The following is a 14,619-nucleotide window of genomic DNA, read 5'->3' as shown; positions in this document are numbered from 1 at the left end:
TTGATTACTTGTTTATTTCTACCGGAAAGTTAGTCGTCATACACATACCTGTTAGTTGTGCTGCCACGCTTTTGCGTATATTTCATACTTTTATCCATTGTCTTAATCACAGCAAATGCGCCTATGGCAATGAACAGCAACATCCATAACAATCGCCTCAGAATATACCAATTCATGTAGCTACCCAACTCCTCAGCCATAGATGCAGCAATTGTAAGCGGAGTATGCCCACTGAAATCTGCAATATCGACATAGTAGCCGACAAGCGGGAATTCATTACTGATGCTATCAAGTATCTCCTGACTATCTTGGCTTGACAATACAGATGATTGTGAAATTCCGGAAACCAAATGATTTACATATATTTCCACATCACCGACATACGACTTTATCGTTACAGCACCACAAAGAAGAACTGTCTGAAACGCAAGGAAAAAGAACAGAACGCCTCCGACAATGTAACTTGCAGGAGTGTATTCTGCATTATTACGCCAAGACTTCACAAGATAAAACATAAGAACCATGCCACATAAAGTAAGGATAACTCCTAAGAAGAAGCTACCAATGGCATAATACATAATATCAAACAATGCACCCATAAATAAATGTCGGCTGAGCCGGAATAGTCCTACATAAATAATATATAATCAACTCAATAGGACACAAAAAAAGCGTGAGAACTTCCGGCTGTCCATTCCACGCATCAGAGGCTCTAGCAATTGCCTATTAAAGTCGAACAGACAACGTCAGAGCCCACGCCGATATGAATATAATACACCCATCTCATGGTGCAATATGGCCTTCTTTTTAAAAGAGGCTTTTGCACCAATCCACGATAGGTCGTGATATAATCACACCCGGGGCATCTACCGTTGCTATGTCCACGACTTTAATATTTGTATCTTAAAATTTGCTAGATTTCTGATACGTCACGAACGTAGCGTTAAGTAAACGCCTTAATTATGTCTTGACTTTTCTTTTCCCACCCATCCGTTGCAAAGCGTCCGCTCATCAACCCGGCGCAGGCTGCCCTCGTCATGTTGCATTGCAAGAACACGTTCTCATTCACAACATTTTGACAAAGACTCTAAAAAGTCAAGAACAAAGTTAACTTTTATTTTATTAATAACCAAAAATAATTAAGCCAACAGCTTTACTTTTAAGATACATTAACCTTACTATTCATAAAACAGTTATGCGTGTTCGATACTGTCACATATCAAACACGCATTGTATTTTATCTACATAAATTCTGAATCCATATGAGAAAATAACAACATCCTCATACGAATTATTGCGATTTTTTATTTCAGCACAAGTTCTACAGGACAGTGGTCGCTGCCAAAAATGTCAGTATGGATAGCAGCACTTTCCACTTTCGGCATAAGACGCTCGGACACGACAAAGTAATCGATGCGCCAGCCTGCATTCTTCTCACGTGCACGGAAACGGTAGGACCACCATGAGAAGGTCTGCTCTTCGGGGTGAAGGGTGCGGAACGTGTCCGCAAAACCGTTTGACAGCAGGGTGGAGAATTTACCGCGCTCCTCGTCAGTAAAGCCCGCATTCCTGCGGTTTGTCTTCGGATTCTTAAGGTCGATCTCCTCATGGGCGACATTGAGGTCACCGCAGAAGATGACAGGCTTCTTCTCGTCCAAAGCCTTTATGTAACGCAGGAAATCGTCTTCCCAACGCATACGGTAGTCCAAACGGCGCAGTCCGTCCTGGGCATTCGGCACATAGACCGTGGTAAGGAAGAAGTCCTCATACTCAAGGGTTATCACACGCCCTTCGTGCTCATGCTCATCTACATCGTCACCAAGGATTGGGCGCATGCCGTACATCACATTCTGTGGCTCATGCTTTGCATAAATGGCTGTGCCTGAATAGCCTTTCTTCTCAGCATAGTTCCAATAAGACTTATACCCGACGAACTGCAAATCAAGCTGTCCCGCCTGCATCTTTGTCTCCTGAAGACAAAAAAAGTCTGCGTCAAGCGCAAGGAAAGATTTCTCAAAATCTTTCCCCACGCATGCACGCAGACCGTTTACATTCCATGAAATGAATTTCATTTGTTTTGGTTGTGGGTTAATGGTTGTGGGTTAAGGATGATTTTGTTAATTACTAATTAACCTAAAACCCACAACCTATAACCTTATTATTATTCGTGTACATAGAGATCCCAGCCGAGGTATGTCTCAATAGCCTCGCGAAGAATCTCAACGACATCTGTACGTACCATAGCGACATGGTGCTCGAAGCCATTCTTGCAAATAAACTTCATCAGTCCCTGGAGATTTGGCACCTTAGTGACAGCGATGCAGCCGTCCATGCCGTATGGGTCGTTGGTCATCTCGCCCTTACCGAGGTAAGCCTTGATGCAGCCGAGAGTGTCATCGGTAGAGATACGGAAATATGTGAACTCACCTTCCGTGCACTTGCCATAGACAGCTCCGAAGGTGCGAACCTTACCGAGAGTTCTGCCAAGCACACCGAGAGGACCGAGCTTTATCTCGTTACGGATAAATGACTTAGGGAAGTTGCCACAGTGTGTGACAACACACTTCTCACGGTCTTCTGCAAAGTTGTTATTCCAGTCTGCAAGAGCAGGAGCAAGCTCAGAAGCAAGGTGCAGAGCATACATAGCCACAGCACCGGCGAGGTCTGTCTCGCAAGCGCAAGGGATGCCCTTCTCGCCAAGCATGGACATTGTCACACAGGCAGCGCAGCCATAGTTTACTTCGAGAGAATCCCAGCACTGCATTGCCACGCAGTCCACTTCGTTTGCCTCAATCCAGTTCTCTACAGCAACACCGAACTTAGCCTGTGTCTTGACTTTGTCGTCGTAAGCCTCAGGAACAGTGGCATATCCGCGGATAGCAGCCATCTTTTCGATGAGTTTTGGGTCATCGTCAGCCACGCGCTCAGCATTGTAGAGAATCTCGGAAAGGTCGACAGGAACGACTGTTATGCCTGAAGCCTGAAGAAGTTTCTCTGATGCACGGCAAGTGTTGAAGCCAAGCGGACGTGTGCCAATCTGTCCCACACGGCAGTGAGTCAGCTTCTTCACCACGCGGCAAATGGCAGCAAAGCGGTTGACATCCTGCATCATCAGCGGAGAGTTTATAGAGTATGTGTGGAGAGTTGTGTCAGTGAAAGGAATGCCATACTGGTAGAGGTTGTTGCAAACAGAGATCTTTCCGCAGAAAGAGTCACGGCGGTGGTCAAGGTCTACCTTATCGTTCTCGTCGTCACAAGCCTGAACGAGTACAGGTACATTCAGCTCTGCACGTGAGATGGCGTTGATGATGCCAATCTCGAAGCCGAAGTTCGGAAGAGAAACGATGATGCCGTCAATCTCGTCACGATGCTTGCGGAAGAGTTCAGCACATTTCTTGCCGTCCTCGACAGTCTCCATTGCGCCTGCTGTAACTGTCTCGTTTTCATCAAGAAGGACATAGCCGTAGCCTGCTTTTGTAAGCTCACTGATGAGAGTCTTGCGCACATCGATTGCAAGTTCAAAGTTGAAATAGGCACGTGTGCCTATGATGAGACCGAAAGTCTCTTTTCCCGGTTTAGCTGGTTGATACATAATATTAATAGGTATTAGGGTTGTTGATTGTGGATTATGGGGTGATTGATTGTGGGTTGATGCAACATGTTTCATCATGATGAATCATGATTTATCACGAAATTCCTCTTGCAACCCAAGTTATTTTTACAGCAAGCTCTGCACCGCCTTCTGCCATCCGGCATACGCCGGTGCCATATCCTCCGGTGTATGTACCGGAGTTGTGGCTTCAAGGGCTGTCCATGCCTTCTGTGCCTCGTCAAAAGTCTTCCATATGCCAAGGGCGAAACGGTTCATTACGAGTGCTCCGAACGCTGAAGCATCCTCCACTTCGGAACGCACAACAGGCACCTGCAGGAGATCGGACTGCATCTGCATGAGGAACTTGTTCTTTGTAGGACCACCGTCGACACGAACTTCCTTCAGATTGATTCCCGCCTTTTCGGTCATGGTCTTTATGAGGTCGGTCACCTGATAGGCAATGCTTTCGAGTGCGGCACGTACCACATGAGCCTTTATAGAGGCGAAAGTCATGCCGGAGATGCATGCCTTTGCGTCAGCATTCCACCATGGTGCGCCAAGTCCTGAGAACGCAGGAACGAAATAAACGCCGCCATTGTCAGGGACAGATGTCGCCATTGCCTCCACTTCCTGCGGGCCGTTGATGAGCTGGAGCTGGTCGCGAAGCCAGTTAAGTGTGGCACCTGTGCAGTGGATGTTTCCCTCAAAGGCATAGAAAGTCTTGCCAAGAGCAGAAAATCCCACTGAGGTCACAAGACCGTCAGGTGCAGGAGCACAGTTCTCACCGATGTTAACCATTACGGAAGAGCCTGTGCCGTAGGTTGCCTTTCCGAAGCCTTCCGCGAAGCACATCTGACCACTGAGTGCGCCATGGCTGTCGCCAAGGATTCCGGCAATCTTCACTATGTCGGCATTGCATCCCAATTCGGCAAGCACTTCGTCACACACCTCACCGTAAACGGCATCGCAAGGCAGAGCCGTCGGCATCATTGAACGTGGAATGGTCAGCATTTCAAGCAGTTCGTCGTCCCAATCAAGAGTGTGGACATTGAACAGCATCGTGCGTGAAGCGTTTGTATAGTCTGTGGCATGAACCTTTCCACCTGTCAGTTTGTAGACAAGCCATGAGTCAATCGTGCCGAAACACAGTTTGCCTTCCTCTGCCAAGGCACGCGCACCCTCGACATTGTCGAGAATCCACTTGGCACCCGAGCCTGCGAAATACGGGTCGATGAGAAGTCCGGACTTTTCCTTGACCATGTCTCCATAGCCTTTTGCCTTCAGTTCGTCACAGATTTGCTGTCCGCGCATGCACTGCCATACGACAGCATTGCAGACAGGTTTGCCGGTCTCACGATGCCATACGACGACCGTTTCGCGCTGATTTGTGATGGCAACGCTGAGAGATTCACCCATGCCCTCCCCTTCCGGGAGCGCAGAGAGAGCCTCTTTCATAGCCTCGATGGTGTTCTGCCAAATCTCCTCCGCATCATGTTCCACCCAACCGGGCTGAGGATAGTGCTGCTTGTGAGGCACGCCCACCTGCTTCAGGAGTTTGCAGTTATCGTCAAAGAGCAGGGCTTTTGTAGCCGATGTGCTCTGGTCTATAGAGATAATCATTCTTTCACCGCTTCATAGATGCCGTCAGCATCGAGTCCGTAATAGTGGCGAATCTCTTTGTCAGTGCCGTGTACGGCGTTCTCATCAGGAATACCGAGGATTGTCAGCTCTGTTCCCGGAACTTCCTCGCAGACTATCTCTGCCACCATACCGCCAAGACCTCCATAACGAGAGTGTTCCTCTACGGTGATGATGCGTCCTGTCTCACGTGCCGCCTTGATGACAGCCTCACGGTCGCATGGCTTGATTGCCAGTGACATGTCTATCACACGGGCGTGGATTCCGTCAGCCTCAAGACGCTTAGCTGCCTCAAGAGCGTGCCAAACCGGCTCACCGACAGCGATGATAGCGACATCGTCGCCGTCATGAATCTGCTCAGCCTTGCCAATCTCGAAGTCAGTCTTTGTCTCCGGATAAACCTCAGGAACGGCAGCACGTCCCACACGCACATAAGCCGCCTGATTATAATCAACAAGTTTGCCGACAAGAACCTTTGTCTGCTGACCGTCAGCAGGGAGGAACACAGACATTCCAGGGAATGTGCGGAGAGCAGCGATGTCGTGGAGAGAATGGTGGGTTGCACCGAGTGCGCCATAGGCAATACCGCCCGATACGCCAAGGATTGTCACAGGATTCTGTGAGTATGCAAGGTCAACCTTCACCTGCTCCAAGGAGCGTGCGACATAGAAGCATGCCGGTCCGCAGCAGAAAACCTTCTTTCCCGAATGAGCCAGACCGGCGGAAATGCCGACAGCATCCTGCTCGGCGATGCCACACTCCACAAACTGTTCAGGGAGTTCGTTGGCGAAATCGCCCAATGTCACTGAGCCGCGCGCGTCACTTGTCACGGCAATAATATCTTTGTCTTGCTTACCGAGACGCAGAAGCTCATCGGTAAAACTTTTTCTACAAGCAATCATTTCTTTCGATTTTTAGGTTAAATGTTGATGGATTGGGCAGGGAAATGATAATCTCCTGCCATGAAGACTACTTATTTCAGGCTTTCGATGCGTGCGCTTATCTCATTTACAGCCTGCTCGTACTGCTCCCGGTTAGGCATGCCGTGGTGCCATTTCGCAATGTTCTCCATATAAGAGATGCCATATCCCTTTGTCGTATGGGAGATGATGAGGTGCGGCTTGCCATTAGTGTAGTCGATAGAGTGGAACGCATTGAGAATCTCTTCGCAAGAGTCGCCGTTGATTTCAATGACATCCCAGCCGAAAGCTGTCCAGCGTTCCTTTACGGAATCAATCTTCATGACATCCTCCGTATTACCGGAAATCTGAAGATGATTGCGGTCAATGATTGCCACAAGATTATCCAGCTTGTAGTTAGAGCCTGCCATGGCAGCCTCATATATAGAGCCTTCACCCTGCTCGCCGTCGCCCATCATGACATAAGTGCGCCATGGCTGCTTGTCCATCTTTGCAGCAATAGCCATTCCAACACCGATAGGGAGACCGTGACCGAGTGCACCGGAGTTTACCTCTATGCCCGGAACCTCGATTGTAGGGTGACCGGAAAGCACGGAATTGAACTGTCCGAGAGTGTCCGTAAGCTCCTTTGTGATAAAGCCTTTTGCTTCCAGCACACTGTAAAGAGCCTCAACACAATGTCCCTTTGAAAGCACGAAACGGTCGCGTTCCGGCATTTTAGGATCTTCAGGGTTCACATTCATCACATCGAAATAGAGTGCTGTCATCACATTAAGGCATGACAAGTCGCCACCGATATGGCCGGCACCTCCATTGTAGACAATCTCCACCAAGCGTTTGCGGTTGGTTTCTGACTGCAGAGTAAGTTCTTTTGCTGTCATTGTTAGTTTGATTTATGGTTGATTTATTTTTGTTTTCTTCCTGTAAATATCCGGTCTCCACCGCCCATACGATGGCATATAACCGCTAAAAGGCTATCCATGGAAAGCCAGCTCACTTTATCAGGTTCATGAATTCCTGACGAGTCTCCTGTGCCTTGAACACACCCGAGAATGCGGATGTTGTGGTTACGGAATTCTGTTTCTCCACGCCACGCATCTGCATGCACATGTGTTCCGCCTCTATGACAACCATCACTCCCATGGGATGCAGAGTCTCCTGTATGATTTCCATAATCTGATGTGTCATGCGTTCCTGCACCTGCAGGCGTCGTGCGAAGACTTCCACAACGCGTGCTATCTTGGAAAGGCCTGTGATTGTGCCGTTAGGGATGTATGCCACATGCACTTTTCCATAGAACGGCAGCATGTGGTGCTCGCACATCGAGTAGAAATTGATGTCCTTGACGATAACCATGTGGCTGTACTCCTCATGGAACAGTGCCTTTTCAAGTATCGCTTTCGGATCCTGTCCATAGCCTTTCGTAAGGAACTGCATCGCCTTTGCCACACGCAATGGGGTTCTCTCAAGCCCCTCGCGCTCAGGGTCTTCCCCAAGCAGTCCGAGGATTTCCTTGTAATGTGCTGCAAGTTCATCAAGTCCCGGACGCAAATATGTTTCTTCCTCTGTCATCAATACTGAACATTAATTTTTCCTTTGACAAGACACGCCTGTGAATATCCCATGGCACGTATCTGCTTAAGCACAGCCGATGCCTCTTCCTGGTTGGTGAAATTTCCCACGCGGCACTTCCAGCTTGGTGAATAGAAATGCACATAAACAGGGAGATTGGGGAAACTGCCCTTCACCCTTTGCGCAATCTGCTCACACTTGATGCGGTCGGCACGCTTGTTCCCTCCGCTGTAAATCTGTATGCGGTAGCCTGTAGTCTTGTAACTATGGCGCATTATCTTCTTTCCTGTTTCCGCCGTGGTGGCTACACCTTCCGTGGTGGAAGTGCCTCTCTCCGTTGACGGAGCGGTTGCTGTCGACGGCTCTGATGTTGTTGCCGACGGTGCTTTTTCCGCCTGCCGGCGCACATCTGCAGCATTCACGAGACGTTCAATCTCCTGACTTTGGTTTATGACTACCGTACCCTCTCCGTCCTTGGAGCGTCGGAGTTCATCTGTAATAGTCTGTGCATTGGCAGCGAAAGCCACCAATGCCAGACATATTGTAATAAAGAGATGTTTCATCATATTCAACAAATCATATATAAAATATGCTCTCCTCCATTCCACCACAGGCTTTACGCCATTATCCCCAAGCGTCGATGATGCCCTTGAAGTCAGCAGCCTTCAGTGACGCGCCACCGATAAGTCCGCCGTCGATGTCAGGCTTTGCGAAGAGTTCAGGAGCGTTGGAAGCCTTGCAAGAGCCACCGTAAAGGATAGATGTCTCTGCCGCTACCTCTGCGCCGTAAACCTCTGCAACGCAAGAACGGATGTATGCGTGAATCTCCTCAGCCTGCTCTGCAGTGGCTGTCTTGCCTGTTCCGATAGCCCAGATTGGCTCGTAAGCGATTACGATGTTCTTCCACTGCTCTGCTGTAAGGTGGAACACAGAACCTGCAAGCTCTGCCTTTACTACCTCGTTCTGCTTGTTTGCCTCGCGCTCCTCGAGAGACTCGCCGATGCAGAAGATTACCTTCAGACCGTTAGCCAGTGCAAGCTCCACCTTCTCCTTGAGGATTTCCGGAGTCTCATTGTAGTACTCGCGACGCTCTGAGTGACCGAGGATGACGTACTCTGCACCTGTAGACTTGACCATCTCTGCAGAAACCTCACCTGTATATGCGCCGGAAGCCTTGTCAGCACAGTTCTCTGCGCCAAGCTCTATTGCAGAACCCTTGACAACCTCTGCCACACTTGCAAGGTGGATGAACGGTGTGCAGATGATGACACCGCAGTTTGGATTCTTGACAACTTCTGTGAGTTCCTTAGCAAGGGCAACACCTTCCTGAAGATTCTTGTTCATCTTCCAGTTGCCCGCAACAATTTTCTTTGCCATTTTGTTTTTATTTTTTAAGTGTTAAACTGTTATTTTTCCGTCTTTATCATCCCCGAAAGCCTCTCCAACGACGGGAGGAGGTTATGGCTCCACTTGCCTATAATCCTGCCGTCCTTAAGGAGCAGCAGCCCCGGATTGCTTCGGACTATGGTCTTCAGCGTCGTTCCGTCGGTGAAACAGAAAGGATATTCCGCGCCGGTGATGTCCCTCCAATGCCCAACAGCCTTTTCGCCACTGGATGTCAGGCAATAGAACCTGTGGGCGTTGTCGTCCGCAAACTCATAAATCTGGTCTATCTCACCAAAATTGGAGTCGTCGGCCTTCTCCAGAAAAGGTGCTATGAGCAGGAATGTATATCCTTTGTAGGAAAGTACATCGTCGGTTATGTCCGCACCGTCGGATGTAGTTATCGAGAAATCATGTATCGGAGGGACATATCCTTGCTTGACAACGGTTGTCCTGCTGTCAATGAATGTCCATGTGGAATCGGGGTAGTTCTCCAGCGAGAACTCCTCTCGCCTGCCGTCCTTCTCCATGATGAAGACTGTCTCAAACTCCGGTTGCTCGGCGTCTTCCGGCACAATCATCCCCTGACGTATGTCGGCTCCGACATGATAAGGGCGGAAATCCACCACCGGCAAGTCGTAAAGACACCATCCGCTAAGCACGATTGAGCCGGCAACAGTGATGTGCACCGTCATCCATTGTATGTTTTTGCCAAGCATGCGTGGCATTGACAGCGGGTAGCGGGCAAGCACTATGGCACAAGCTGTCAGGATGATGTTCTTGATGAGTGTGTCCCTGTTTGCCAGAACAAGCGCATCACCGAAGCATCCGCAGTCCTGCACCGGATCGGCAGCATAAATCCAAACGCTCAGCAACAGCATTACAGCCATCAAGGCAAGCACAGCCTTCGAGGTCTTGCGACGCCATATTGCCAGAAGAGTGAACACGCCCATGGCAAGCTCCACCGTTGACAATGCCACAGCACAGAGCAGAAGCAGGGCGTCCGGAATAGTGTTTCCAAGCCCGAGGGCTGCAAGATAGTCCTGAAACTTGTAGACTGTCCCCAACGGATCGACTGCCTTGGAAAAGCCCGAGAACACAAAAACCACGCCGACCAAGACCCTGGAGAGGTTTACTATGACAGCATTCGCAATCTTACGTTTATCCACAGGCTTCTACATTTTTGCCGCTTCCATGAACTTTATGACACCAAACACTGCATAGTTGATGATGTCCATATAGTTGGAGCCGATGCCTTCCGAAGCGATGGTCTCGCCATTATGGTTCTCGATTTCCTTGATGCGCTCTATCTTCGTGAGTATGAAGTCGGTATAGCTGCTCACACGCATGCCTCTCCATGCCTCGTCGTAGTCATGGTTCTTCTTCATCATCAGCAACAGGCATGCCTCGGCATACTCGTCATAGAGTGCCATCGCCTGATCGTTGGTGATGTCTATCTCGTCCACAAAACCATTATCAAGCTGGATAAGCCCTACAATACCGTAGTTTATCAACGCTATAAACTCAGGGAAGATGCCCTCACCGACTTTGGATTCCCTCTTTATCTCCAACGAACGGATGCGCTTTGCCTTGATGAAGAGCTGGTCGGTCAGCGACGACGGGCGCAGCATCCTCCATGACGGCTTATAATCATAGAGCTTCTTCCGGAAAATATCTCTGCACAGTTCCAACGCTTCATGGAACTGACTTTCTGTCTTCTGCAAGTCTTTTGCCATTACGGTTTGCTTAATTTGGGGCAAAGTTACTCATTTTTCCCCAATTTCCCAAACTTTTCACCTTATTTTATATGATACACCACAAAGGAAAATGCAGATAAATTCATGCAGCACCGTTTTGGCACAATAAAACAAAAGCCTACACGTTATATATAGGATGAAGAATATTTTGACAATCATACTCGCCTTGGCGCCGGCACTTTATGCCTGCGCACAGGACAGATCGGTGGAGAACCGCCCTTACACGGATCTGCGCCCGTTCCATTTCGGCGTGGTTCTCGGCACCCACTTGCAGGACATGGAGCTGAACAATGTCGGTCCGGTCACCATAGAGACGGAGGACGGAGGGCAATACACATCTGTCGTGAGCGTTGATCAGGACCGTTGGGACCCGGGCTTTCAGGTTGGTGTGCTTGGCGAAGCGCGCCTCGGAGCGCACTTTGCGTTCCGCCTTGCACCGATGCTTTATTTCGGCACGAAGCACCTGACATTCCATAATCGTGCAGACCTTGACGAGCAGGAACAGCCGAGAGAGGTGGTGCAGAACATGAAATCCGTGTACATCGCGGCGACAATGGACATGATTTTCAGTGCAAAACGCTTCAACAACCACCGCCCTTACATTGTTGCCGGCCTGACCCCGATGTTCAATCTGACGACAAAGGCGAACGACTATCTGCGCCTGAAGAAGTACGACATATTCCTGTCTGCGGGCTTGGGATGCGATTTTTATCTGCCGTTCTTCAAGCTCCGCCCGGAGCTGAAGTTCATGTACAGCCTGACAAACAGCCTCGACACGAAGCATGCCGGCACCCTGCGCGACGAGAGTATGCTGCCCTACGCCTACTCCGTGGACAAGGCACGCACGAAAATGATTTGCCTGTCGCTTTACTTTGAGTAGTTACGCTTTTTGCTACATAGCAGTTTATGGCATGATAGTCCACAGTCTGTTCGTAGGAACAGACTGTGGACTATTTCATTTTATTGGTATTTTCACGGGGCAGTAGAAATTCTGTTGGGATATACACTTGTGATGTATGTCCAACCTCCGAAAGAGGAAAAGAATTAGAAAACTCACGCCATTTTTGCCCTCTGAGAATCGTCTGTAGATTTTTTCACAAGGGAATTACGGAAATTTCTAAAATTCAGTCATTTAGTTATTTTGCTGAAAACCAAATCATTAGCAATGGCATAACACTCACAGGGCATGATAAAACACGCCAATTCGTTACCATTTACCTTGCAAACCATAACGTTTTGCAGTGAAAAGCAATACCTTTGGCAGTGCGAAAGGTATTGCTTTACTGTCTGAATGACCGGCTTTGACTGAATGGAGCATGATTTTTCACGTAACGAAGGCTTGTTTCTCACATTATGATAAATAGGGAATTAGAAAACTCATGCACTTTTTTTAGATTTATTTTGCTGGTAAAACTCCACAAGTTGTTGTGAAATCACATTTTCATAGGAAATGTTTCGCATAAGATGTGGCAGAGCCACACTTTACAGCTAAATCATGTTGCCGTATGCGAGGATAGGGGCTTGTCATAACAGAAATAGATAAATGATAATGCGTTATATAAGTTGGTCCACAAAATTAATTTGCATTATCTGCGCTATTATTTTTGAGGAAAAATCGTAGGCTGAATAGGGAGTGTAGCGAGCTACATGACCGATGAGACCTATAGCTTTCACCAAAAATGACAAGCAGAGAAGGCTAAAGACAAATTCATACATAACGATTGAAAATAATGTCGTTTAATTTTGTGGACTAACTTATGTTTAGCGACACCAATATTTTCGATTATATCCATAAACAAATCAGGCGGTATCCGTAACACACGGATACCGCCTGACTCCATAAAACAGGACATAGCAAACCAACCTATACTCAAGTCGTGTTTGCCGCAAACAACGACAGACACTATAGGGAAGTCATGTCATTTGCCAAGCTCGAGTACGATTTTGCCTACATAGATGCCGGATTTTCCATTTTGGTCGGCAGGGACATCCTTACCGTCGAGATCCTTGGCATACTGAAGTTCGGTGAAATAACTGTGACTGTGCCCTCCAAGAACGATGTCTATGTTGCGTGAGCCCTTTATCATTCCGATGTCGCCACGCTCGTCCCAGCCAAGGTGGGAGATGCAGATGACAACATCGCATTTCTTCTTTTTCTTAAGGAATGTTCCCATTTCCAGCCCGCAAGCGACAGGGTCGTTGTAGGTGACGCCCTTGCAGTTTCCGGCAAACACAAGCCCTTCAAGTGGCGGGCAAAGGGCGAAGATGCCGATTTTCAGACCGTTGCGCTTGATGATTGTATACGGTTTGATGACATTCTCAAGCTCTGTGCCCTTGAAATCGTAGTTGGAACAGATGAACGGGAACTTTGCCATGCGTGCGTTACGGACAAGGTTTTCCAGTCCGTAGTCCCACTCATGGTTGCCTATTGTTGATGCGTCGCAGCCCATCTCGTTCATCAGCTGCACCTCCACGTCACCCTTGAAGAGTGTGTAATAGGAAGAGCCTTGCGAGAAATCCCCGGAATCGATGTACAGAAGGTCAGGGTCTTTCTTGCGTTCCTCGTTAATCAGCGTGATGCGCCGCAGGTATCCGCCACGTCCGGCAATGCTCTTGTCGGAAAGATTCGGGTTCATCGGCAGGACGCATGAGTGCGTGTCATTGGTGTGAAGTATGGTGAGCCGCTTCTGTGCGTATGCAGGCAGCAGAGTGCAGACAAGGGCACAGACGACAATGGCTTTAATCTTTATAGAATCAATCATAGTTTTCCGCTTTTTTGTTTACTTTGATTTTATTGTTGTCCGATAAAAACACAAAATACATCTCTGATTTTGTACGCAGTGTACGGATGTTTCTGTGCAGAGAACCGCGTTAGCGGTTCCCAAAACACTCCCTTTTGAAGAAAAATATCATAATATGATGATATACAAGAACTTTGCTGCTTGTCATTGTTTTTTTTACCAGACAACAATGCTTTGAATTCCGGTCTTCATGCTTACTTCAGCACGACACGCCCTTCGATTTCCGCATCGATGACCTCACCCGCCTTGGTCTTCTCTATGAAATAATCGACAATGAATTCTCTTGTGCGGGCTTGCTCATCCTTAGGGGACTTTATGTCAAAACCTTCAGGGAGCACCGCAAAACCGTCGTTTCCTTCAGCAAGATAGTTCAGTGTGACAATGCGGTAGGTGCGGTTCGGGTCTATCGGCTGTCCGTGAAGTGTGACCGATTCCACCTCCCTGCCCTTTATGACGAGGGCGATTCCCTTTGACAGACCGCATCCGTTGCTCTTCGCTATCTGGTCGCAGAGTGTCTTCATCTGCTCACCTGTAAGGGAGAGGAATGTTATGTAGTTCTCAAAAGGCGCGACATCATTGACATCACCGAACGTCACGTCGCCGGCAGGCAGTGCCGCGCGGATGCCTCCCATGTTGTAGATGCCGAGGTCAGGCTTCTCGCCGTACCGCCTGCCCTGCCACACCATGATGTCCGCAAGAAGGTTGGACAGCTCGCTTTCGGGATTGTGTGCCGCCATGTATTTGGCAACCTTGCCGACAACAGGCGACATAATGGAATCGACAATGTGCTTGTAGGGCGCAAGGACATCCACGCCACGGGCATCATCGGCAAAGGTGCTGTCGACGAGGATACGTTCCCGTGTGACATTGGTGACATGGTATTTCTGCCCAAAAGCAGAAATGGCAGCCGTCAAAAAGACGACTGCCACAACTATATATTTTCTCATTTGCATAGA

At 48.6% G+C, this 14,619-nt stretch carries 12 protein-coding genes and 1 pseudogene; 1 reads left to right on the top strand and 12 read right to left on the bottom strand.

Annotated elements, in window-relative coordinates:
* Nucleotides 1-29 precede the first annotated feature (29 nt).
* From E5358_RS09820 to E5358_RS09770, 10 genes and pseudogenes are all read right to left on the bottom strand, one after another.
* A complete protein-coding gene (locus E5358_RS09820) occupies nt 30-599 on the bottom strand; it encodes a hypothetical protein (RefSeq protein ID WP_135940012.1) in 570 nt (189 codons plus the stop codon).
* A gap of 705 nt (nt 600-1,304) precedes the next feature.
* Complete coding sequence (locus tag E5358_RS09815) at nt 1,305-2,072, bottom strand: exodeoxyribonuclease III (RefSeq protein WP_135940011.1); 768 nt, start codon at nt 2,070-2,072, stop codon at nt 1,305-1,307.
* Between the two features lie 89 nt (nt 2,073-2,161).
* Nucleotides 2,162-3,592 (bottom strand): L-fucose/L-arabinose isomerase family protein, encoded by a 1,431-nt coding sequence (locus E5358_RS09810; RefSeq protein WP_135940010.1) that lies wholly within the window; start codon nt 3,590-3,592, stop codon nt 2,162-2,164.
* Nucleotides 3,593-3,718: 126 nt separating this feature from the next.
* Nucleotides 3,719-5,212, bottom strand: coding sequence for an FGGY-family carbohydrate kinase (locus E5358_RS09805; protein WP_135940009.1), 1,494 nt, complete (start codon nt 5,210-5,212; stop codon nt 3,719-3,721).
* Complete coding sequence (locus tag E5358_RS09800) at nt 5,209-6,132, bottom strand: transketolase family protein (RefSeq protein ID WP_135940008.1); 924 nt, start codon at nt 6,130-6,132, stop codon at nt 5,209-5,211. The genes E5358_RS09805 and E5358_RS09800 overlap by 4 nt, the downstream gene beginning before the upstream one ends.
* Nucleotides 6,133-6,203: 71 nt before the next feature.
* A complete protein-coding gene (locus tag E5358_RS09795) occupies nt 6,204-7,031 on the bottom strand; it encodes a transketolase (protein WP_135940007.1) in 828 nt (275 codons plus the stop codon).
* A gap of 112 nt (nt 7,032-7,143) precedes the next feature.
* Nucleotides 7,144-7,722, bottom strand: coding sequence for a GTP cyclohydrolase I FolE (folE, locus tag E5358_RS09790; RefSeq protein ID WP_135940006.1), 579 nt, complete (start codon nt 7,720-7,722; stop codon nt 7,144-7,146).
* Complete coding sequence (locus E5358_RS09785) at nt 7,722-8,288, bottom strand: SPOR domain-containing protein (RefSeq protein ID WP_277821246.1); 567 nt, start codon at nt 8,286-8,288, stop codon at nt 7,722-7,724. The genes folE and E5358_RS09785 overlap by 1 nt, the downstream gene beginning before the upstream one ends.
* 58 nt (nt 8,289-8,346) lie before the next feature.
* A pseudogene (locus E5358_RS15585) lies at nt 8,347-10,274 on the bottom strand (BT_3928 family protein).
* Nucleotides 10,275-10,280: 6 nt separating this feature from the next.
* Nucleotides 10,281-10,841 carry a DUF1599 domain-containing protein gene (locus E5358_RS09770; RefSeq protein ID WP_168354630.1) on the bottom strand — a complete coding sequence of 187 codons (561 nt, stop codon included), beginning with the start codon at nt 10,839-10,841 and terminating at the stop codon, nt 10,281-10,283.
* A gap of 157 nt (nt 10,842-10,998) precedes the next feature.
* Between E5358_RS09770 and porT the strand changes: the two genes are divergently transcribed.
* Nucleotides 10,999-11,742, top strand: coding sequence for a type IX secretion/gliding motility protein PorT/SprT (porT, locus tag E5358_RS09765; protein ID WP_135940003.1), 744 nt, complete (start codon nt 10,999-11,001; stop codon nt 11,740-11,742).
* Nucleotides 11,743-12,781: 1,039 nt separating this feature from the next.
* Here porT and E5358_RS09760 read toward each other — a convergent pair.
* A complete protein-coding gene (locus tag E5358_RS09760) occupies nt 12,782-13,624 on the bottom strand; it encodes a bifunctional metallophosphatase/5'-nucleotidase (RefSeq protein ID WP_135940002.1) in 843 nt (280 codons plus the stop codon).
* Nucleotides 13,625-13,857: 233 nt separating this feature from the next.
* On the bottom strand, nt 13,858-14,610 hold the full coding sequence (locus E5358_RS09755; protein WP_135940001.1) for a 5'-nucleotidase C-terminal domain-containing protein: 753 nt from the start codon (nt 14,608-14,610) through the stop codon (nt 13,858-13,860).
* Nucleotides 14,611-14,619 lie beyond the last annotated feature (9 nt).

The sequence above is a fragment of the Palleniella muris genome, assembly GCF_004792655.1.
GTDB lineage: Bacteria > Bacteroidota > Bacteroidia > Bacteroidales > Bacteroidaceae > Prevotella > Prevotella muris_A.
Note: the sequence above shows the minus strand (reverse complement) of the source record. Positions and strands in the feature narration are given on the sequence as shown.

What these genes read in the sequence shown, in the direction of transcription:
- E5358_RS09820 (WP_135940012.1), bottom strand. Translation starts at nt 599, where the DNA reads ATGGGTGCATTGTTTGATATTATGTATTATGCCATTGGTAGCTTCTTC.
- E5358_RS09815 (WP_135940011.1), bottom strand. Translation starts at nt 2,072, where the DNA reads ATGAAATTCATTTCATGGAATGTAAACGGTCTGCGTGCATGCGTGGGG.
- E5358_RS09810 (WP_135940010.1), bottom strand. Translation starts at nt 3,592, where the DNA reads ATGTATCAACCAGCTAAACCGGGAAAAGAGACTTTCGGTCTCATCATA.
- E5358_RS09805 (WP_135940009.1), bottom strand. Translation starts at nt 5,212, where the DNA reads ATGATTATCTCTATAGACCAGAGCACATCGGCTACAAAAGCCCTGCTC.
- E5358_RS09800 (WP_135940008.1), bottom strand. Translation starts at nt 6,132, where the DNA reads ATGATTGCTTGTAGAAAAAGTTTTACCGATGAGCTTCTGCGTCTCGGT.
- E5358_RS09795 (WP_135940007.1), bottom strand. Translation starts at nt 7,031, where the DNA reads ATGACAGCAAAAGAACTTACTCTGCAGTCAGAAACCAACCGCAAACGC.
- folE (WP_135940006.1), bottom strand. Translation starts at nt 7,722, where the DNA reads ATGACAGAGGAAGAAACATATTTGCGTCCGGGACTTGATGAACTTGCA.
- E5358_RS09785 (WP_277821246.1), bottom strand. Translation starts at nt 8,288, where the DNA reads ATGATGAAACATCTCTTTATTACAATATGTCTGGCATTGGTGGCTTTC.
- E5358_RS09770 (WP_168354630.1), bottom strand. Translation starts at nt 10,841, where the DNA reads ATGGCAAAAGACTTGCAGAAGACAGAAAGTCAGTTCCATGAAGCGTTG.
- porT (WP_135940003.1), top strand. Translation starts at nt 10,999, where the DNA reads ATGAAGAATATTTTGACAATCATACTCGCCTTGGCGCCGGCACTTTAT.
- E5358_RS09760 (WP_135940002.1), bottom strand. Translation starts at nt 13,624, where the DNA reads ATGATTGATTCTATAAAGATTAAAGCCATTGTCGTCTGTGCCCTTGTC.
- E5358_RS09755 (WP_135940001.1), bottom strand. Translation starts at nt 14,610, where the DNA reads ATGAGAAAATATATAGTTGTGGCAGTCGTCTTTTTGACGGCTGCCATT.